We start from the raw sequence: 19,440 nt of genomic DNA, 5'->3' as shown, positions 1-19,440 counted from the left end.
GTAGCCGGTGTTTCTGGCTCGCTGGCCTGCCCGCATGCTTACCTGTGTGACGATTGTGATTTTGAAGTACCTTTATCAATCCTGTCGTGATTTGATAAATTAAATTGTACGTTGTGGCGGTGGAATAGATGGGATGAGCTGCGGGTACCCGCGTGGAAAGCTGGCGTGCTCGTGTGTTTATGTTCGTTAAGGGCGCCTAAATCCAAGACATAGGATGACGCAACGGCACCGATGGTGGTGGCCCTGTGGAGTGGCTGCTCTTAGCGTAAGGAAGAATATGAAGAAAGTACTCAGAGGTGTCGTGGCTGCCGCGACCGCCTGCACGGTGATGCTGGGCGGCGCGGGCGCGGCTTTCGCGGATTCGACGAGCCCGAACGGAGCCACCGCGCCGGTTGCTTCAGATGCCTCTTCGGGTGCCGGAGCTGCGGGCGCTGGCGGTGCGGGCGCGCCGGCAGATGCCGCCGCTGCTGATACCAGCACCGCCGACTACGCCGCGGGCAAGATTAACGAAGCCCTGGGGGCTACCCCGGCCGATCAGGCCGATGCCTGGATGGTCAGTGCGCTGCAGAATCAGGCCTCTCATTACTCCAAGGCCTATGTGGATCAGCGCTTCGTTGCGGCCGCGCAAGCCTATGTAAATGCTTACTCCAACGGGGTATCTGACCTGGACAAGGCCATTGTTGAAGTGACCAAGACGGCCAAGACTGTTGCGGAAATGGATCGCCGGGTCAACGAAGAATTCCAGAAGTCCGCGGCCGGAAATAAGAGCGAAGTCGTTCAGAAGATTCGTTCCTGCATCGACCTCGCTAAGCAGGGTAAGAGCAAGGAATTCAACCAGTGCCTCAACGGCATTATTGTGCTGCAGAACCTCGAAGCTTACGAGAAGATGATCATCGCCGGTGACGCGGTGCTCAACGGGGATGTTTCCTATATTGATGCGGAGACCCTCGCCCAGCTCAAGAAGGATGTTGCTTACCTGCGTGAAGCTACCGCGTACCGCCCCGAAGCTGAGAAGCTGACCGGTAAGACGTGGTGGAAGGATATTGATCCCGCCACCATTACCCCGCTTGGGGATGCCGATTATGCTCGCCTGGAACAGCTGCGCTGGATTATCTCCGGTGAAAAAGAATTCAACGGCGTGAAAACCACTTACGGGCAGAGCTCGGACCGGGTGCGTGACCTGGTCCGCAAGGCCGGCTCCCTCAAGGCCAAGGCGGATACCGCTGCTCTCATCGCGGGCTTGCAGAACCCGGTGGTACGCAATGCGGCCCAGCAGCTTTTCGATGCTTCCCCGGATAACTATGCTGCCGATACCTTCTCTCATGTGCTTCCGCTCCTTGATGCCTGGGCTACCAAGCTGAGTGAAGCGAAAGCCGCTATTGAAGCCGAACAGGCCGCCCAGCTCAAGGCCCTGGCCGCGCTGGATTGCGCTCCGCAAGCCGCGCGTACCCAGGCCGAAGCCGATATTCAGGCAGCCACCGCTGCGGCGCTCGAGAAGCTCAAGCCGGTTGTGGACGAAGGCGTGCTGACCTCGATTCGTGCCGAGCACGAGGCAACCGTGCGCGGCATCGTGCAGAAGGTTTCCGCCCTCAAGGAATGCACGCCGGCCGACCCGGCCCCGACCCAGCCGGCCGAACCGACTCAGCCGGCCCAGCCTGCGGAACCGACGCAGCCTGCGCAGCCCACTGCGCCGGCTCCTGCGGACCCGGCCCCGGCAGGATCCGCCAAACCGGCCACTCCTGCTAAGCCCGGCAAGACCGTGGTGAAGAAGTCGGCGAAGAAGCTCCCGAATACCGGTGCGGAAGCCGCTTCCTTGGCGCTCCTCTCCGGTGCCCTGCTCGCCGGTGGGGCGCTCGCGGTGCGGCGGCGTCGTGCTGCCTAAACGCGACCATTAAATGAGCTGATGCTCGGGCGGGCCCGGCACGTGCGATATACAAGCGCGTGCCGGGCCCGCTTTTTTGAAAAACTAGTGACGTTACATTTTCTTGCTTTAGAATGATGGAAAGCACAACAAAGGAGTTGTTATGACGATGAACGTGAGTCCGAATCTTCTCAAGAATTTTGCGCGGCGCACGTACGGCGTCGCGGGGGCGCTGCTGGTCATCGCGATTTTCCTCCAGATTGCGGGGCCCTTCGCCATGCTGGAGCTCAATGAGCTTCCCGCTGGCACCGCGGATCCGGTGAAGGTTGGCTTGGCATATGTGGTCAAGGTGCTCATGGATATCTTTACCCTGCAGTTGGCCGGCGTTGCCGCGCTCATCGCCTTCTTGGCTCACCCCGTGCTGACCTCGGTGGTGAAAGAGGAAGAAAGCGGGGCGGGCGGCGTCGTCGTACCTAACGGCGCAGCGGAAGAAACCGCGGCGCACTAAACTCTCCCCACGTGTTCGTGAGCTAGTTAGCACCCGGGTGGTTCGCGCGCGGTGCCAAAGTCCCGAGTGGGCGAAAATCTTCGCGGCTCAGGGCGAAAACGCCGAGTTAATCACGGCCTGAACATGACGCGCGCGGGTGTTTTGAGAGACAATAGAAACAGCGGATATTCCGCGCAGGTAGCCACAACTATGTGGCACGGTCTATATGAAGGAGTACCTGTGGCATTCATTGAGGCAGTTAACGCCCGCGAAATTCTCGACTCCCGTGGCAACCCCACCGTTGAGGTTGAAGTTGTCCTGGATGATGGCACCTACAAGCGCGCATCGGTTCCCTCCGGCGCGTCCACCGGCGCCTTTGAAGCCGTGGAAAAGCGTGACGGTGATAAGGGTCGTTACCTCGGTAAGGGTGTCGAGCAGGCAGTGGAAGCGGTGAACGAAATCATCGCTCCGGAAATCATTGGCATGGACGCCAACGATCAGCGCGCTCTTGACGCGCTGCTCATTGACCTGGACGGCACGGATAACAAGGGCAAGCTCGGCGCGAACGCCATCCTGGGTGTGTCCCTCGCCGTGGCGCACGCCGCCGCCGAATCGGCCGGCCTGCCGCTCTACCACTACATTGGCGGCCCGAACGCCCACATCCTGCCCGTTCCCATGATGAACATCCTCAACGGTGGCTCGCACGCCGATTCCAACGTTGATATCCAGGAATTCATGATCGCTCCGATCGGCGCCGAAACCTTCAAGGAAGCGCTGCGCTGGGGTGCTGAGGTGTACCACACCCTCAAGAGCGTTCTCAAGGAACGCGGCCTGGCCACCGGCCTGGGCGATGAAGGCGGCTTCGCCCCCAACCTGGATTCCAACGCCGAAGCTCTGGACCTCATCGTCGAGGCTATTGAGCGTGCCGGCTACACCCCGGGCAAGGACTTCGGTCTCGCCCTGGACGTTGCCGCCACCGAATTCTTCGAGAACGGTGTTTACAAGTTTGAGGGCGGCACCAAGTCCTCGGACGAAATGATCGCCTACTACGAAGAGCTCGTGGAGAAGTACCCGCTCGTGTCCATCGAGGATCCGCTCTCGGAAGACGAATGGGATGCCTGGAAGAAGCTCACCTCCGAAATCGGTGATCGCGTCCAGATCGTTGGCGACGACCTCTTCGTCACCAACCCCACCCGCCTCCAGAAGGGCATCGAAACCAAGGCCGCGAACGCGCTCCTGGTGAAGGTGAACCAGATCGGTTCGCTGACCGAAACCCTCGAAGCCGTGGAGCTCGCGCACCGCAACGGCTTCCGCACGATGACCTCGCACCGCTCCGGCGAAACCGAGGACACCACGATTGCGGATCTCGCGGTGGCCACCAACTCCGGCCAGCTCAAGACCGGTGCTCCGGCCCGTGGCGAGCGCATCAACAAGTACAACCAGCTGCTGCGCATCGAAGACGAACTCGGTGAAGACGCAGTCTACGCCGGCCGCGCTGCTTTCCCGCGCTTCAAGGCCTAAGGCTCTGGAAGCTCCGGGCTGGCTAGCTGGGTAATCAGGTAGCCGGTGGCGAGTAGCCGGGTGGTCGGTTTTCCGGTTCGCTTATAGCGCGCTGCTTGCTGATAGGGCTGCTGGCCTGCCCGTAGCGCTGCTGGCTTGCATATATAGCGCTGAGTGCCGCTCCTTCTCTTCGGGGAAGGGGCGGCGCTTTGTTATGGGGCGGGTGTGCGGCCAGTTGCTTTTTGTGAACCCTCGGCAGAACTGACCGCCTATCATTGGGGCGGTTCACAAAGTGGTACTGGAGCTACAGCCAACACCCGATTTTCTGTCGTGCAGTACCACTCTGTTCGTTCCGCTGTCGTGGAGTACCACTTTGTTGGGTAGCGGCGGGTGTCAGCGGGTTAGCCCCGGCGGTCCCGAAGTGAAGTGCGCTTAAGAGCACCGTTTTGGGGCGATTTCCTGTCTCTAACGCGCACTTGACGGGGGGCATGGTTCGAAATGCGCACTTGACGGGGGCACGGTTCGAAATGCGCACTTTGGCTCCCGCCGGTTCACCGCCCCGGCGGGAGGCGGGGGTGTTTTTCCGAGGTGTACTTCGCATGTACGACATATGCACTACAGCGCGGACAACACATGCCCCCTCCCCAGGTGCTGGTGTGACTATTGAGGTTTCGTGAGGCTCGTGAGATTCGCGCGGGCTGGTCGCTGAGGCTTGTCGAAATCAAAGTGCAACGGCAGCTACGTTAAGAAATTGTTTTGATGTCGCCAGGTTGAATCCTGTGGGGCTCGCTGCCGTGAGGTTGCATCCTGTGAGGGACTTGATCACCCGGATGCATTGTGTGAGCTTGGCGGGGGCGCGCCCTATTCGCGGGCGGTGATGCCAGGCGCCTAGACTGGTAGTCATGAGTGTTCGCCGTCCACCCTCGCGCCCTGAGCGCAACCGCCGCATCTCCGCGCGCGGAGTTCAGGGGAATCAAGGATCTGAAGCGAACCAAGGAAATCAGGCGAAGCGCCGCGGCGCGGCGCTGAAACGCAGGGATGCTGCGCTGCGCCCCCGAGATGCGGCGCTGAATCCCCGGGAAGCCGGGGCGAACCCCCACTCAAGTGGTACCCCGCGAAAAGCATCCGACCTCATGCCGCGCGGTAAAGCAGGTAGTCGGAAACCGAAGCGACCCGGTAGGGGAGCGGGCGGCGATGCGCAGGCACGCTCAGCCCGCACAGCTCGATCACCTCACTCAGCTGCTCGTTCAGCCAGCTCCCCGGCGCGGGCCGGGGCCGCTTACCGCAGTGAAACGTCATCACGCCCGGGGGCTGCCCCGCGGCCCGGAACCAAGCCCCGCACCGGAGGGAAGCCGTGGCAGGGCGGCAATCAGCGCCAAGCCACCATTAACCGCTCGGATAAAACCAGCCATTCCGGGCCGGGCGGTTCGCGGGGGAAGAAAGCCGGGCAAAAAGGCCAGCGCCGCGCCATAAAAGTGGAATCCGGTCAGCGCCAGCACACCGTGAGCCTGCGTGCGGTGGCCATCGCGCTTTTCGCGATCCTCGCCATTATTATTGTGACCCCCACGGTTTCGCGTTTCTCAGAACAGCAGCACGAATTGCGGGCGGTGCGCGCGGAGCTGGAAAATGTGCAGCAGCACACCCGGGAGCTCGAAGTGGAAAAAGCCCTGTGGAACGACCCGGATTACGTGCGGGCCCAGGCTCGGGTGCGGCTCGGTTACGTTGTTCCCGGCCAGCGGCTCTTCGTGGGCGCGGATCCGAATGAGGGCACCGCCCAGGAGCAGCTGGAAGAACGCGTGGCCACCGTCAATCGGGAACGCCGCGCGAATACCCCGTGGTACATTACCGGCTGGGATTCCATCACCATCGCGGGTAATTCTGTGGACGGGCAGATTGATAACCCGGACGAAGCCCCGATGTACACGCCGCCCACGCCGCAACCGGATAACGCCACGCAGCCGGCAGGTGAAACACCGGCGGACAGCTCGGCTCCCGCCCCGGCAGAACAACCCGCAGAACTGCCCGCAGAAGAACCCGCGCCGGAAGACGCCGCAAACCAGGACCCTAATACCGCGCCTGCCCAAGATACCGCGCCCGCCCCCGAAGGAGAATAAGCATGACCGATGTCCTCACCGAGCGCGACGTCACCCCCGAGCTTCTCACCCGCATCGCCGCGAACGCCACCCCGCTGCGCCCCACCGACCGCGCCGAGGTAGCCGCCCAGCTCGGGCGCGTCCCGCGCGGCCTCGTCGGCATCGGGGCACGCTGCGCCTGCGGCCGCCCCGCGGTCACCATCACCCTGCCGCGCCTCGGCCACGGCGAACCTTTCCCGACCCTCTTCTACCTGTGCCTGCCCTACCTGGTCAAAGAAATTTCTCGCTTGGAAGCGCGCGGGGAAATGGCCACCATGACCGCTGCTCTATCCGACGACGCCGCACTGCGGGCCGCCCACCAGGCAGCCCACGAATCCTATATAGCGCGCCGCTCCCTGCTCGGTGAGGTCCCGGAAATTGCCGGGGTATCCGCCGGGGGTATGCCCGAGCGGGTAAAATGCTTGCACGCGCTGGCCGGCTACGCGCTGAGCGCGGGGCGGGGAGTATGCCCGCTGGGGGATCGCGCCCTTGACCTCGTCGGTTGGGATGGCACCACCTGCCACTGCGAGGACGTGCCTAATTCCCGCGATGATGAAACTAGCGCGGCAGCACACTAGAAAGGACATAGAACCGACCATGGCGGTTTCAGTTACCTCCACGCCTACCACGCCTGCGCAGCGGGTTGCCGGCATCGATTGCGGCACCAATTCCATCCGCCTCCTCATCGCCGACGTTCCTGGAAAAGACGGCAGTTCCCTGAGCGATATAACCCGCCAGATGGAAATTGTGTACCTGGGCCAGGGCGTGGATGCCACCGGGCACTTCGCCCCCGAAGCCCTTGAGCGTACCCTCAACCAGGTTGATATATACGCGCGCCTGTGCCGGGAAGCGGGAGTGACCTCCATTCGTTTCGCCGCCACCTCCGCCACCCGCGATGCCTCCAACCGGGCGGATTTCCTCGATGGGGTCGTGGCCCGGATCGGGGTGCGCCCCCAGGTGCTCACCGGTACCCAAGAAGCCCAGACCTCTTTCTCCGGCGCAATTTCGGCGTTGAGCTCGCCGACCTCCCCGGTGCTCCTCATTGACCTGGGCGGTGGCTCCACCGAACTCGTACTCGGGCGCGCGGACGGCAGCGTGATCGCCAGCCACTCCATGGATATTGGCTCGGTGCGGATGCGCGAACGCCACCTGCGCCACGATCCGCCCACCCCGGCCGAACTAGAAAGCGCCCGCGCCGATATTCGCGCGGCCTTGGACGAAGCAGAAAAGCATGTTCCCCTCGGGCAGGCCGAAGAGGTGGTCGGGGTGGCCGGTACCGTCACCTCGGTAACCGCCACCTGGCTCGGGCTCGATACCTACGATTCGGCGGCCGTGCACGGCACCGCGATGCCACTCGCCGATATTGAGAAGGTCACCGACTGGTTTATTCACGCGCCCCTGGAGGAACGCGCCGCGCTCGGCTTTATGCACCCGGGGCGTGCCCCCGTGATCGGAGCCGGGGCGCTGGTCTGGCAAGAAGTGGTGCGCCGCATCGCCCAGCGCCGCAGCGCCGCCGGCCGCCCGCTCTCCACCATCACCACCTCGGAACACGACATCCTTGACGGCCTGGCCCTCTGGGCAGCTCGGGAACCCCAGCCTCCCGCCCGGCCGGTCGTTTAGGCGGCCGGGTCCGCGCTGCCGCGGGCGGCGTCGTCGTGCAAGGTACCGGAAGCGCGGTGATGCCGCACCCGTATCCGAGTAGCGAGCGCCCCGAGAATTACAGAAAGTAACGTGCCGAGGAGTACGCCCACGCGCGCGTGGGCTTCGTGCGGGTCGGTGGGCGCGAAGGAGAGCTGCGCGATAAGCAGCGAGACCGTGAAGCCGATGCCGGCCAGGATCGACATGGGGAAAATATCGCCCAGGTGCAGGCCCTCACCCAATTTGAGGCGGAAGACTTTCACGAAAAGCCAGGTGCCGCAGAAAATGCCGATGCATTTGCCCAGCGGGAGGCCCAGGTAGATGCCGATAGCGACCGGGTCGGCGAGCAGCGCGGTGATCCCGCCGGCCTCGGTAATATTCACGCCCGCGGCGAAGAACGCGAAAATCGGCAGCGCAATCCCGGCCGACCAGAAAATCAGCCGTTCGCTATAGCGTTCCGTGAGCGGGGTGTCGTCCGCGTCGGTGGTGGAGGTGGGGATCATGAAACCGAGGACCACCGCAGAAATCGTGGCGTGCACGCCGGCGCGGAAGAAGCAGTACCAGCACACCAACGCCAGCGGCCACAGCAGCCACCAGCGGTTCCAACCTTTCCAGCACAGTAGGCCGAAAAGCGCCGCCACCAGCAGACCGCCGCCCAGGAAGAGGAAATTGACGCCGTCGGAGAAGAAAATCGCGATGACGATAATTCCGCCCAGATCGTCGGCCACCGCGAGCGTCATAAGGAAAATTCCGGCGGCTTTCGGCAGCCCTTTACCCACCAGCGCCAGCACCCCGAGCGCGAAAGCAATATCGGTGGCCACCGGAATGGCCCAGCCATCATAAATATGTGCGCCGGAAATCGCCTGGGTGGCGCAATACACCCCGATGGGGCCGAGCATGCCGGTGAGCGCGGCCAGCACCGGCAGGGCCGCTTTGCGCGGGTCGTTGAGGGAGCCGATGGTGAATTCCTGCTTGAGTTCCATACCCACCACGAAGAAGAAAAGCGCGAGCACGAAATCCGCGGCCCAGTGCGCCAGATCCAGGTGGAGCCCCAAGCTTTCCGGCCCGATTTTTGTGGCTGCCAGCGCGAAATAGGTATCGCGGCCCGGGGAATTTGCCCAGATGAGCGCCACGAGCGCGGAAATCACCAGCACCAGCCCGGCAAAAGATTCATTGCGCAGCGCCTGGCTGTAACGCGTGACCGGTGCGGCGAGTTTCCCCACCCGGCGCAGCCCCGTGCGGAGCTTGCGCTGCCCGGTTTGCGCGGTGGTTTCCGGAGTTTCGGCGCTTTCGGCGGTGGCGGATTCGTGCGCGGTGGTGTCGCGGTTCTCGCGCTGTGTCATTCCCTCTCGATTCTGTCTGCCCAGGTTTTGGTGGTACGACGGCGCAGCTACCGGCGGGCGGCCCTCGACGCAGGTAAAGCCGGTGAAGCGACGCGCTTAGGATCCCTCCTACTCTACAGGGTGGCGCAACAAGGTAGTATTCTAGGGATGTTCATACGCGCCCGTTGGGCTCGCATGTTCAGCCCCCGTAGCCCAATTGGCAGAGGCACCCGACTTAAAATCGGTTCAGTGTCGGTTCGAGTCCGTCCGGGGGTACTGATGGAGGAAACCGAGAAGTCTTTCAGGAAAAATTCAGGCAGGGGCTTGAGAATAACCCTGGAGACGATATTGGACGAGTTATAACCAAGTTTGTACATGACCTGGATGCTAACCGGACGATGGTCGCGTCTGACAGTAGGCGGGCCGCCTATCCGGCGGTCCACCACAATACAGGAGGGTATTTTGTCGAATCCCGTGATGAGTAACAACCCGTATTTCCGCAAGGGTGCTGCCACACCGAACCAGCAGTTCCGCGGTGGCAATATTGCAACGGAACCGCGCCAGGGTTACCAGGCCGGCCCGGGTGTTTATGAACAGCCGAGCGGCTACGGTACGGAGCAGCCCGGCTGGTACAACCAGTACGGCTTCGATCAGCAGGGCTCTGGCCAGGCGTATCCGCAGCAGGGCTATGACCAGTACGCGGGCGGCTCCGGCCAGCCCGGTACTTTCGGGGCTCCGGCAACTGCCACCATGACCTACGACGATGCCATGGTGAAAACCGCGATTCTGCTGGCGGTCTCCATTGTTGCCGGCGCGGCTACCATGCTCTTCGTACCGCTGGATTCGGCGATGATGCTCGCGATTCCGGCTTCCCTCATCGCTTTCGCGGTGGGCATGTTCGGGGCCTGGCGCCCGATGGTCGGCCCGGGTATCTCCATTGCCTATTCCCTGTTCCAGGGCGTGGCCCTCGGCGCGATCACCAATGCTTTTGACACTCTCTACCCGGGGGTGGCCTTCCAGGCGATTCTGGGTACCGCGATTGTGGTGGGTGTGGCGGTATTCCTCCACATGTCCGGGAAGGTCCGCACCACGGCCAAGGGCCGGCGGGTGGTCCTCACCATTATGATCGCCTACATTATCTTCGGCTTCGTCAATCTCATCCTGATGCTGACCGGCGTGACCAACTCGCTGCGCAATATTACGGTGGGTGGCTTCCACCTGGGGATCATCCTCGGGCTGGTCATGATCGCGGTGGCCGGTTACGTGCTCATCTCCGATTTGGAAACCGCCAAGCTCGCGGTGGAACGCCACGCCCCGAAGGAATTCGCGTGGACGGCAGCTTTCGGCATCGTCATGACGGTGCTGTGGATCTACCTCGAAGTGCTGCGCATCGTGGCCTACCTGGCCGCCTCCTCGAGGAACTAAGAGAATCGCGGAACTAGCCAGTACCGCGGGCAGGATTAGCGCCGGGGAACTGGCAGTACTGCGGAACTAAGGCTGATAGCGATAACGAAGGCCGGGACGGATGTTTCTCCGTCCCGGCCTTCGTGGTTCCGTGTGGCGTTATTCGGGGGATGGCCCGACCCGGTAGCGCTATGGCCCGCCGGGGCATGTAGGCCGGCGCTAGCCGAGCTACAGGCGCAGGGCTGCTAGCCGAGCGGGCCCGCGCCCGGGAGCGGGCAGGCGATCCCGGTGCGCGCATGGCATTGGTAGCCGTGGGGCACCTTATGGAGATACCCCTGGTGTTCCTCTTCGGCCAGGTAGAAAGGCCCGGCGGCCAGCGCCGGCACCACCTCCGTCACAATAGCGCCGCGCCCGGCCTGGCGAAGCACATCTTCATAGCCGGCAATCATGGCCCGGGCGGTGCGCTCCTGGGTGTCCGTCGTCGTAAAAATAGCGCTGCGATACTGGGTGCCCACGTCGTTTCCCTGGCGGTTCAGCGAGGTGGGGTCATGGGACTCGAAGAAAAGCTGAAGCAACTTCTCCAGCGGAAGCTCGCGCGGATCAAAAACCACCCGCACCGTTTCCGCGTGCCCGGTGCGGCCCGTGCACACCTCCGCGTAGGTGGGATTCGGTGTGGTGCCGCCCATATAGCCAACCGCGGTGCTCAGCGCGCCCGCCTCCCAGGCCAGCTTTTCCGCGCCCCAAAAACACCCGGAAGCCAGGTAGATGAGCTCCTCGCCCGGGCCGGGTTCGGCAAGGACGGGCGTGCCCAGAACAACATGCGGCGCCGGATTCGGATTAATCGGGTCGGGCCGGCCCGGCAGTGCGGGGGTAGCAGATAGATTCACGATCAGCTCCTTAGCTCTCTGGTCGCGCCCTAGCGTTCTGGCCTTCTAGCCTTCGTAGGGCTTGATATCGAGAATTTCGACCTTGACGGGGCGGCCCAGGCGGTTCTTGAAGGTGGTTTTCTCCCCCTTCTTCAGGCCCAGGATCGCCTGCCCGAGCGGCGCGCTCTCCGGATACACTTCCATTCCCACAATATCCGCGGCTTCGCGCGAACCGAGGAGGAAGGTTTCTTCCATCCCGCCAATCGTGGCCGTCACAACCGTGCCGGAAGCCACCTCATCACCCGAGGGTGGCTCGGATACGTGGGCGTTTTCCAGCAGCGCGGTCAGCTCCACGATCCGCCCCTCCAGCTTCGACTGCTCTTCGCGAGCCGCCTGGTAGCCGCCGTTCTCACGCAGGTCGCCCTCCGAGCGCGCCGCTTCGATCTTCTTGGCGATCTCCGCGCGCTGCACGGTAATCATGTCATTGAGTTCGGCCTTGAGGTGCTCGTACGTTTCGGGGGAGAGCCAAGCCCCCTTGGTGTTTTCAGACATCTCTTCTCTTTCTCGTCACGGCGGGCGGGTGCTCCGCGCACCTGCCCGGTTGGTCATTCTGTTATGAGCCCGCGCTCGCGCGGCGCAGCTCGGCACGCCTTCGTGCGGCGATGCGGTTGCGGGGGCCCGAGCGCTGGGCGCGGGTGGGACGCCCCACTCGGATAAAAAAATTCATGCCCTGACAGGCATGTTTCTCCGGCTAAGCATACCAGCCTTCCGGGCGATGCAACATGACCCTGGATTTTCTGCTGGCGGGGGCCGCGTTCCACTCCGCTACCACCGCGGGGCAGTGCGCGGGCCTCCTTGGTAGAGTAGCGCGGTGAATCGGGCTGGTGCCGCCGCGCCGCGAAAACGCGGCCGCGAGCCCGCATCGATTGCCAGAAAGCCCGCGCGATAAGCGCCAGCGCCAGCACCAGCTGCGGAAGAGCACCAGCTGCGGAAGGAGAAGGATGATGGACGAACGCCGCCTCCTCTGCGTCCACGCCCACCCGGATGACGAATCATCGAAAGGCGCGGCAACCATGGCGAAATACGCCCGCCTCGGCCGGGTACGGGTGGTCACCTGCACGGGCGGCGAACGCGGGGATATCCTCAATCCTTTATTCGACGACGCAGCTCTGGCCGGGCGCACCATGGCGCAGCTACGCCGGGAAGAAATGGCTGCCGCTGCCCGCATCATCGGCATTGAGCACGTTTTCCTCGGCTTTGTGGATTCCGGGCTGCCCGAGGGCTACCCGGATGCGGAGCTCCCCGCCGATAGTTTCGCCCGGGCCGCGGACGCGGATGTGCACCGCGCCCTCGTGGCGCAGATCCGCGAGTTCCGCCCCCAGGTGGTGACCACCTATGACGAAAACGGTGGCTACCCGCATCCCGACCACCTGCGCACCCATACCGCCACCCTCGCGGCGGTGCGGCTGGCGGGGGAGCCGTGCTGGCCGGAGCTGGGCGAGCCCTGGCAGGTTTCCAAGCTGTATTACGACGCCAATCTTTCTTTCACCCGGCTCACCACCTTGCACGAAGCAATTCTTGCGGCCGGCCGCACCAGCCCTTTTACCGAGTGGCTGAAAGAGGCCGCGCAATTCCCGCGCCCGCGGCATGCCGCAAGCACGCGGGTCGGCGTCGTCGCATATTTCCCGCAGCGCGACGCGGCCATGCGCGCGCACGCCTCCCAAATTGACCCGAACGGGCTGTTCTTCGCGGCGCCGCGGGACCTGGAGGCGCAGGTGTGGCCGCATGAGGACTTCTACCTGGCGGCTTCCACCGTGGGCCCGGCGCCCGCGGAGGGGGAGACGGATCTGTTCGCGCGGGTGCCCGGGCTGGAGAGCGAAGAGCAAGCGGCGGCGCGGTACCGTTAACCACCCCGCGCAACCAGGCCTGAGCCCGCAACCGCTATTTACTGCCCGTTCCCGACCCGCTCCCCGGCATCCTTGCGGGAATCCCGGGTGATAAGCATTTCTACGCCATTCCGATAATCTTCGGATTCGGCGGCAACTTCCTCCGCTTCCTTGCGCAGTTCCTCCGCGGAGAGCTGCGCGGTGTGCCGCGGCATGGTGGCGAGCACCTGCTCGGCCTGGGCGCGCGGATCCCAACAGACCTCAGGCCAGCGCGGGGCCAGCCGGGCGAGCGCCTGGGCAAGGAGCTCGGTCACCGCGAGGCGCGCGAACCATTTGCGATCCGCCGGCACCGCATACCACGGCGCGTACTCCGTGGAAGTGCGCTCGAACATAGCCTGGTAGGCATCCATATAGGCAGGCCACTGGGCACGCGCCTCCACATCGGAGGGCGAATACTTCCAGTGCTTATCGCGGCGCGCCAGCCGGCGCAGCAGCCGCAGCCCCTGCTCCTCGTAGCCGATAAGCAGGGCGACCTTGACGAGCGTATAGCCCGCATCCACCAGCTCCCGCTCGAATTCATTGATTTTTTCGTAGCGCGCTTCAATTTCCGCGGGCGTGGCGAGCTCATCAACCTTCCCGACCAGCACATCCTCATAATGCGAGCGGTCAAAAACCCCGATCATGCCGGCCGGCGGTAGCGCGCGCCGGATCCGCCACAGAAAATCGTGGGAGAGTTCCTCCGCGGTGGGCACCCCGAAAGAGCGCAGATGTACGCCCTGCGGATCGACCATGCCGAGCACGTGCCGGCAAATCCCGCCCTTCCCGGCCGTATCCATGCCCTGCACTACGAGCAGCACCCGCCGCTCGCCTCCCTGACGCGCTTCAGCATAGAGACGTTCTTGCAGCTCAGCCAGCAGCTTCCCGCGCTCTTTCATGGCGGCTTTCCCGGCCTTTTTATCCCCGTGCCAGCCCGGCGTGGAACCGGTATCAACCGACGCTATCTGAAAACCCTCCCGAACTCGCAGCGCAATCCCGGGCGCCGTGCTCCAGGTGCCGGCGTGCTCGCGCGCCTCCGGGTTCTTCTTTTTACTCATCCGTGCTCCTGTGCGTTGTTGTTTCGTGTGGTGCTGGGTACCAGTCTAAAGGAGGGGTACGACGCCGCCGCGGCCCTCCGGGCCGCGGGATCGGCCAAGCGGGCTCGCTAGGCACGCAGGTTGAGGAGCGCTCAGCGCGTTGAGCTCTGAGCTGACCGTGTGCGGCGCGCGCTCACTAGGCGACGGCGAAGAGAGTGAGCCAGACCGCCACCGCATGGCAGGCGTAGCCGGCGACTGTTCCCGAATGGAAGAATTCGTGGAATCCCCAGGTGCGCGGCCAGGGATTGGGCCAGCGGAAAGCGTAGGCGAGCGCGCCTACCGTGTAGCAGATGCCGCCGGCAATAATGAGCCAAACGATGCCCGGGCCACCGGCCTCCCACATATCCGGGAGGAACCAGATGGCCACCCAGCCGAGAGCAATATAGAGGGGAACATACAGCCAGCGCGGGGCGGCCGGCCAGAAATTGGAGAGCGCGATCCCGCCGAACGCCCCGCCCCACACAATGGCGAGCACTAGGGCGGCGGTACTGCCCGGCAGCAGGGCGAGGGAGAGCGGAGTGTAGGTTCCAGCAATGAGCAGGAAAATATTCGAGTGATCCAGGCGGCGCAGAATCGCGTGGACTTTCGGCCCCCAGGATCCCAGGTGATACACCGCGGAATGCCCGAAGAGCACCACGGCGCTCAGCCCGAACACAATGACTCCGATGGTGAGTGCGGCGGTGGGTGCAAAAACAATCTGGACGATCATATTCGCCAGCGCGAGCGGGGCAATAATGGCGTGCTGCCAGCCGCGCAATACTGGCTTCGGTAGCGCCGATGCGGGCAGGCGCCGCCGGGCGCTGCGTGCGCTGGACCGCGCTACCGCGGGCTGTGCCGCCCCGGCCTTCGATGCGCCGGTTTTCTTCTCACCACGAGTCGCACCGCGAGGCGCGGGGGAATCACTACCGCGGTGGCGTTCGCTAGTGGCGTGACAAAGACGGGTCATGGTGCTCCCCACGTAATCGGTGTATGCCTCCGGGGTGTCCGCAGGCCGGCACAACGCGGCGGTGGGTGAAGCGGGACGTGTGGCTCCGGTTCCCCACACCGGTCTGAGCCGCTGGCGCAAGTGTACGCTGCTTGCCTGAGTATTTTCCGGGTATCTTTTCCTGTTCGCTCAGGATGGGCGGGCTACAGTTAAACGGTTAGGCAGCTAGTCGTGGCGCGTGATCGGCGCGGCTCGGGCCGGCGCGGCTTAGGTTGCCCTGGCTAGAACGAGGGAGGGAGACAGCGTGGGGATGTCATCATGGCTCTACGCCGCATACGAACGCCGCTTGGTGCGGGAGCTGGCCGGCAAACGCATGCCGCAGCACGTGGCCATTATGTTGGATGGCAATCGGCGTTGGGCGCGTGAGCTGGGTGAATCTGCCACGTTCGGGCATCGGGCCGGGGCCGAGCGCATTGCCGAGGTGCTCGGCTGGTGCGAAGATGCCGGCATTGAGGTGGTTACTCTGTGGCTGCTCTCCACTGATAATCTCTCCCGGGCGGCTGAAGAAGTAGGCCCGCTGCTCACCATCATTTGTGAAACTGTTGAAAATCTGGCGCGCTCGGGTCGTTTCCGGTTGGTCGCGGTGGGTAATCTTGATCTTCTTCCTGAGGAGTACGCCCAGCGCCTGCGTGCCGCCGCGGCGAGTACTGAATCTTGCCGCGGTTTACACGTGAATATCGCGGTGGGCTACGGCGGGCGCCAGGAAATTACCGACGCGGTGCGTTCCTACCTGCGCGATGAGGCGGCAGCCGGGCGCAGCCTCGCGGAGGTCGCGGAAGATTTTTCCCTCGCGGATATTACCGATCATCTCTACACCCGCGGCCAGCCCGATCCGGATTTGGTTATCCGCACGAGCGGGGAGCAGCGCATGAGCGGCTTCATGCTCTGGCAGTCCGTCCACACCGAGCTGTATTTCTGTGAAACCTACTGGCCGGATTTCCGGCGCGTGGATTTTTTGCGCGCGCTGCGTGACTATACGCAACGTGACCGGCGCCGCGGCCGCTAAGCTGCGAGCACGTGGCCGCGGCCGGAGTGGGGCGTTCACACCGAAAGGTGCGCTAAATAAGCCCTTCGCGGCTTTGGTATTCGAAGAATCCTTCGCTCAGTTCGTTGCGGGTCAGTGGCTCCCAGCCGGCATGCGCGGTCATGAGGCTGCGCGCGGTGGTGGCGAAAGCACCCACGGTATACAGGTGTGACATGGACATGGTGGCCAGGCCGGGGCTTGCTTCCCGTCCGAGCAGACTCACCCGGTCCAGAGTGTCGATGGTGGTTGCTATAAAAGCGCTGCGAGCCCCGGCCACGTCCACGAAGGGGCGCGGGAGGGATGCCACGTGGAGGCGGTCACCCGAAGCGGTGATCATGAGCGCGGCACCGTCCTCAAGAAGAATGGCGACGAGCCGCGGCCCGAAACTAAACCAGTGTTCGGCCACCGCGGCGAATTCGTTTTCGGGGCCGCTAATACCGTAAAGCAGCCGGATGTCTTTTGAGGTTGCGACGACGACGTCACTTAGCTGCAAGAAACTTTCGGCTTGAATACGGACTCGGTCCAGGTTGCGGGCCCGGGGGTGGCGCAGCGCCGGCGAGTAAATGATCGTGGAGGTGGAGCGGCATACTCGCAGCCATTCGCGCACGGTGTGGGCCGCGGGCATGGCATGGCAGGCGTCTCCACCGAAAATGGTGGCGGAGGGGCTGAAGAGATCAAAATCGAGTTTGCGGGCGCCGCGTTCTGGAGCTGGCAAAATATCCCAGCTTTCTTCCGGGTCTGCGTGTGAGTCCCCGTAATGAGCATCGGTGAAAGCCGCCGGGTGCGGGGTGGGCAGGCCAGAGGTGAGAGCTGCGCTGACCGAGTTTGAGGCAGCGCTGACCGGGGATGAAGCCGCGCTGAGCGGATTTGAGGCAGCGCTGACCGGGCTTGTGGCGGGGCGCAAGAGGAGCTCGACACCGTGGGCAGCGGCGTAATCGCGTACGACTTGCGGGTCGGAAGCCTCGGAAATATTGGTGACCATCCGAACTTCGCGAGCCAGGTGGGCTAGATTGACAGCCACCTTAAACATGGTGCCGGCGCGAAATGGGGTCTCCGCTTCACGCTGGTTGGCGATGGCATCGCCAATTACGAGAATCGTCATGCGAAATCCTCGGGGTGGCGAGTGAGCGGGGTGGTATCCAGGCCTGTTCCGTCCGCGAATTCTTCCGGATCGAAATCATCGTCATCTTCGCCGGCCGCGGGTTCCGCAGTGGAGGGTGGTGCGGCGGCGGGGGCACCAGCGGGAGCGCCGACGGGGCCACCAGCGGGTGTACCGGCAGGACCACCCGCGGGAACGGAGGCGCCGCGCGGGGTGGCGGGTGCGGGTGCCGTTTCAGCCACGGCTTCCGGAGCTGGCTGAATAGCCGGTACATCTTCAGCGCGTACTTCGCGCACCGCTTCCCGCAGGGCTGCCACTCGATCCTCCTTGGAGGCCTGCGGCGAGATCGCGGGTGCGGGTGCTTGATAGCCACCCGTGTGCGTTGCGGCCGGCGCGGCCTGGTTCACAGGCGCGCCCTGGTTCACGGGCGGGGTCCCTGTGGCAGGAGCAGCGGCGGCTGCCGGTTGCGGGGCTGCCATCGGAGCAGCCGCGAGGCTTTCCCCGCGTTCGGCAGCATCGATCCGGGCCGCAGCGCCATCAAGCCAGCTTTGGCAGTGGCGAGCTAGGGATTCGCCAACTTCCCACAAGCGCAGGGATTCTTCGAGGGGAATGGAGCCCTGTTCTAAGCGGGAGACGATATCAACCAGCCGGGCCCGGGCATCTTCGTAGCTGAGGGTGGCCACGCGCGCCTCAATATCTTCGCGCGGGTGGGGTGCGGAGGCGCCGGGTATCTGAGGGCCGGGTGATCCGGGTACCTGGGACGCGGAGGCGCCCGCTGCGTGGGGCTGGGAGGAGCCCGGCGCTGGCGCCGGGGGTGTGAATCCCTCAGGAGTGGTTCCCTTAGCTGCCATGCGCGCTCCCTTTCACTTCGAGATGGAGGCTTCCCGCGGCCAAAATGGCACGCAGGTGTTCTCCGATTCGGACATCGTTTTCTTGTGAGACTACTCTGTCATCCTCGCTTAGGATAACCGAATACCCGCGCTGCAGTGTGGCCTGGGGGGAGAGGGCCCGCAGCTGGGAAAGCAGCGAGGAAATATCTTGGGAATTGGAGGCCATATCGCGCCGAATATGGGCCCGCAGCCAGGAGCGCAGCGAATGAATATCCTGTTCGCGTACCTCCACCATGGTGCGGGGGCGGGCCAGTACCGGCCGGGCGCGTAATGCTTCGAGTTCCTTAGTGGCGCGTTCCACCCGGTGGCGCATGCCCTGGCGCAAGCGGCGTACCGCCGCCTGCACGCCTTCACGTTCAGCTTCCCGATCCGGGACGATGCGCTTGGCGGCATCCGTGGGGGTGGAGGCCCGCAGATCCGCCACATAATCGCTGATGGGATTATCTCCCTCGTGCCCGATAGCGGAGACCACCGGAGTGCGGGTGGCCGCAATCGCACGCACAAGGTGCTCATCGGAGAAGGGAAGGAGATCTTCCACGGAACCGCCCCCGCGCGCCAGCACAATAACATCCACCCCGGGATGGGCATCGAGTTCACGCAATGCGGGAATCATCTGGGCCACGGCATCCCGGCCCTGGACCGCTACTTCGCGTACCTCGAAACGAACTCCGGGCCAGCGCAGCGAGGCGTTAATAATGACATCCTCTTTGGCTTTGGTATTGCGCCCCACAATAAGACCCACCGCGCGCGGTAAGAAGGGGAGCGGCTTTTTCCGTTCGGGTGCGAACAGGCCTTCGGCGGCGAGTTTGGCTTTCAGGGCTTCCAAACGGGCCAGAATATCGCCCACGCCCACCGGGCGGATTTCCTGTGCCCACAGGGAGAGCGAGCCATTACCGGTATAAAAATCCGGGACCGCCCACACCACCACCCGGCTTCCGGAGGTGACGGTTGCGGGAAGCAAATGGCTGAGTATTTTCACCGTCATGGAGACGTTTTCTTCCAGATCCCGCAAGGTGAGGAACTGGACTTTGGCTCCGGGGCGGCGCTGGAGGGTAATGACTTCACCTTCCACCCAGAGGCGTGACATTTTCGCCACGTATTCCCGGATTTTTACCGAGAGGAGGCGCAGCGGCCACGGGTGATCCGGTGTTGTCTGCGCAGCCCGTTGCGGCAGGTTGGCGGGTACCGGAGTTGTTGAAGCCATATCAGTTAT

The 19,440-nt window shown here is 63.7% G+C and carries 17 protein-coding genes and 1 tRNA gene; 10 read left to right on the top strand and 8 right to left on the bottom strand.

Annotated features, from left to right (window positions below; genetic code table 11):
• The first annotated feature begins 277 nt into the window (after positions 1-277).
• The 6 genes from ACRQEG_RS00980 to ACRQEG_RS00955 all read left to right on the top strand — a co-directional run bounded on the left by ACRQEG_RS00980 (position 278) and on the right by ACRQEG_RS00955 (position 7,600).
• Positions 278-1,882, top strand: coding sequence for an LPXTG cell wall anchor domain-containing protein (locus ACRQEG_RS00980; protein ID WP_284903768.1), 1,605 nt, complete (start codon positions 278-280; stop codon positions 1,880-1,882).
• 142 nt (positions 1,883-2,024) lie between these two features.
• The gene (locus tag ACRQEG_RS00975) at positions 2,025-2,369 is read left to right on the top strand and encodes a hypothetical protein (protein ID WP_435717751.1); all 345 of its coding nucleotides are present in this window, start codon (positions 2,025-2,027) and stop codon (positions 2,367-2,369) included.
• Positions 2,370-2,588: 219 nt separating this feature from the next.
• Positions 2,589-3,869, top strand: coding sequence for a phosphopyruvate hydratase (eno, locus tag ACRQEG_RS00970; RefSeq protein WP_016443220.1), 1,281 nt, complete (start codon positions 2,589-2,591; stop codon positions 3,867-3,869).
• 881 nt (positions 3,870-4,750) lie between these two features.
• Entirely contained in the window at positions 4,751-5,962 is a 1,212-nt protein-coding gene (locus ACRQEG_RS00965) for an FtsB family cell division protein (protein WP_284893172.1), read from the top strand.
• 2 nt (positions 5,963-5,964) lie between these two features.
• Complete coding sequence (locus ACRQEG_RS00960) at positions 5,965-6,558, top strand: DUF501 domain-containing protein (protein ID WP_101595773.1); 594 nt, start codon at positions 5,965-5,967, stop codon at positions 6,556-6,558.
• Positions 6,559-6,577: 19 nt separating this feature from the next.
• Complete coding sequence (locus ACRQEG_RS00955) at positions 6,578-7,600, top strand: Ppx/GppA phosphatase family protein (RefSeq protein ID WP_087070450.1); 1,023 nt, start codon at positions 6,578-6,580, stop codon at positions 7,598-7,600.
• Here the strand turns inward: ACRQEG_RS00955 and nhaA are convergent.
• Entirely contained in the window at positions 7,597-8,961 is a 1,365-nt protein-coding gene (gene nhaA, locus ACRQEG_RS00950) for a Na+/H+ antiporter NhaA (protein WP_087070451.1), read from the bottom strand. The genes ACRQEG_RS00955 and nhaA overlap by 4 nt on opposite strands.
• A 181-nt stretch (positions 8,962-9,142) precedes the next feature.
• On the opposite strand from nhaA, the gene ACRQEG_RS00945 reads away from it, so the two are divergent.
• A tRNA-Leu gene (locus ACRQEG_RS00945) sits at positions 9,143-9,216 on the top strand.
• Positions 9,217-9,417: 201 nt separating this feature from the next.
• A complete protein-coding gene (locus ACRQEG_RS00940) occupies positions 9,418-10,365 on the top strand; it encodes a Bax inhibitor-1/YccA family protein (protein WP_234984467.1) in 948 nt (315 codons plus the stop codon).
• 224 nt (positions 10,366-10,589) lie between these two features.
• Here the strand turns inward: ACRQEG_RS00940 and msrA are convergent, their stop codons facing one another.
• Positions 10,590-11,231, bottom strand: a complete 642-nt coding sequence (gene msrA, locus ACRQEG_RS00935; RefSeq protein ID WP_087070453.1) for a peptide-methionine (S)-S-oxide reductase MsrA — start codon at positions 11,229-11,231, stop codon at positions 10,590-10,592.
• A gap of 45 nt (positions 11,232-11,276) precedes the next feature.
• On the bottom strand, positions 11,277-11,762 hold the full coding sequence (locus ACRQEG_RS00930; protein WP_016443212.1) for a GreA/GreB family elongation factor: 486 nt from the start codon (positions 11,760-11,762) through the stop codon (positions 11,277-11,279).
• Between the two features lie 449 nt (positions 11,763-12,211).
• On the opposite strand from ACRQEG_RS00930, the gene mca reads away from it, so the two are divergent.
• Entirely contained in the window at positions 12,212-13,117 is a 906-nt protein-coding gene (gene mca, locus ACRQEG_RS00925) for a mycothiol conjugate amidase Mca (RefSeq protein WP_284903788.1), read from the top strand.
• A 38-nt stretch (positions 13,118-13,155) separates the two neighbouring features.
• On the opposite strand, the gene ACRQEG_RS00920 is transcribed toward mca, so the two are convergent.
• The gene (locus tag ACRQEG_RS00920; protein ID WP_284903789.1) at positions 13,156-14,190 is read right to left on the bottom strand and encodes a PPK2 family polyphosphate kinase; all 1,035 of its coding nucleotides are present in this window, start codon (positions 14,188-14,190) and stop codon (positions 13,156-13,158) included.
• Between the two features lie 175 nt (positions 14,191-14,365).
• Complete coding sequence (trhA, locus tag ACRQEG_RS00915) at positions 14,366-15,175, bottom strand: PAQR family membrane homeostasis protein TrhA (protein WP_284903790.1); 810 nt, start codon at positions 15,173-15,175, stop codon at positions 14,366-14,368.
• Positions 15,176-15,464: 289 nt separating this feature from the next.
• Here trhA and ACRQEG_RS00910 point away from each other — a divergent pair, with 289 nt between their 5' ends.
• Entirely contained in the window at positions 15,465-16,220 is a 756-nt protein-coding gene (locus tag ACRQEG_RS00910) for an isoprenyl transferase (protein ID WP_284903791.1), read from the top strand.
• 52 nt (positions 16,221-16,272) lie between these two features.
• Here ACRQEG_RS00910 and ACRQEG_RS00905 read toward each other — a convergent pair whose 3' ends face one another.
• The 3 genes from ACRQEG_RS00905 to xseA are packed head-to-tail and all read right to left on the bottom strand — an operon-like array spanning position 16,273 to position 19,431.
• The gene (locus tag ACRQEG_RS00905) at positions 16,273-17,340 is read right to left on the bottom strand and encodes a carbohydrate kinase family protein (protein ID WP_284903792.1); all 1,068 of its coding nucleotides are present in this window, start codon (positions 17,338-17,340) and stop codon (positions 16,273-16,275) included.
• The gene (locus ACRQEG_RS00900) at positions 17,337-18,188 is read right to left on the bottom strand and encodes an exodeoxyribonuclease VII small subunit (RefSeq protein WP_284903793.1); all 852 of its coding nucleotides are present in this window, start codon (positions 18,186-18,188) and stop codon (positions 17,337-17,339) included. Before ACRQEG_RS00900 ends, ACRQEG_RS00905 begins: the two co-directional genes overlap by 4 nt.
• Positions 18,178-19,431, bottom strand: a complete 1,254-nt coding sequence (gene xseA / locus ACRQEG_RS00895; protein WP_284903796.1) for an exodeoxyribonuclease VII large subunit — start codon at positions 19,429-19,431, stop codon at positions 18,178-18,180. Before xseA ends, ACRQEG_RS00900 begins: the two co-directional genes overlap by 11 nt.
• Between the last annotated feature and the right edge of the window lie 9 nt (positions 19,432-19,440).

Origin of the sequence: Actinotignum stranguriae (assembly GCF_051265215.1) — a bacterium.
Taxonomy (GTDB): Bacteria; Actinomycetota; Actinomycetes; order Actinomycetales; family Actinomycetaceae; genus Actinotignum; species Actinotignum schaalii_C.
This window is presented reverse-complemented; position numbering and strand designations above follow the sequence as displayed.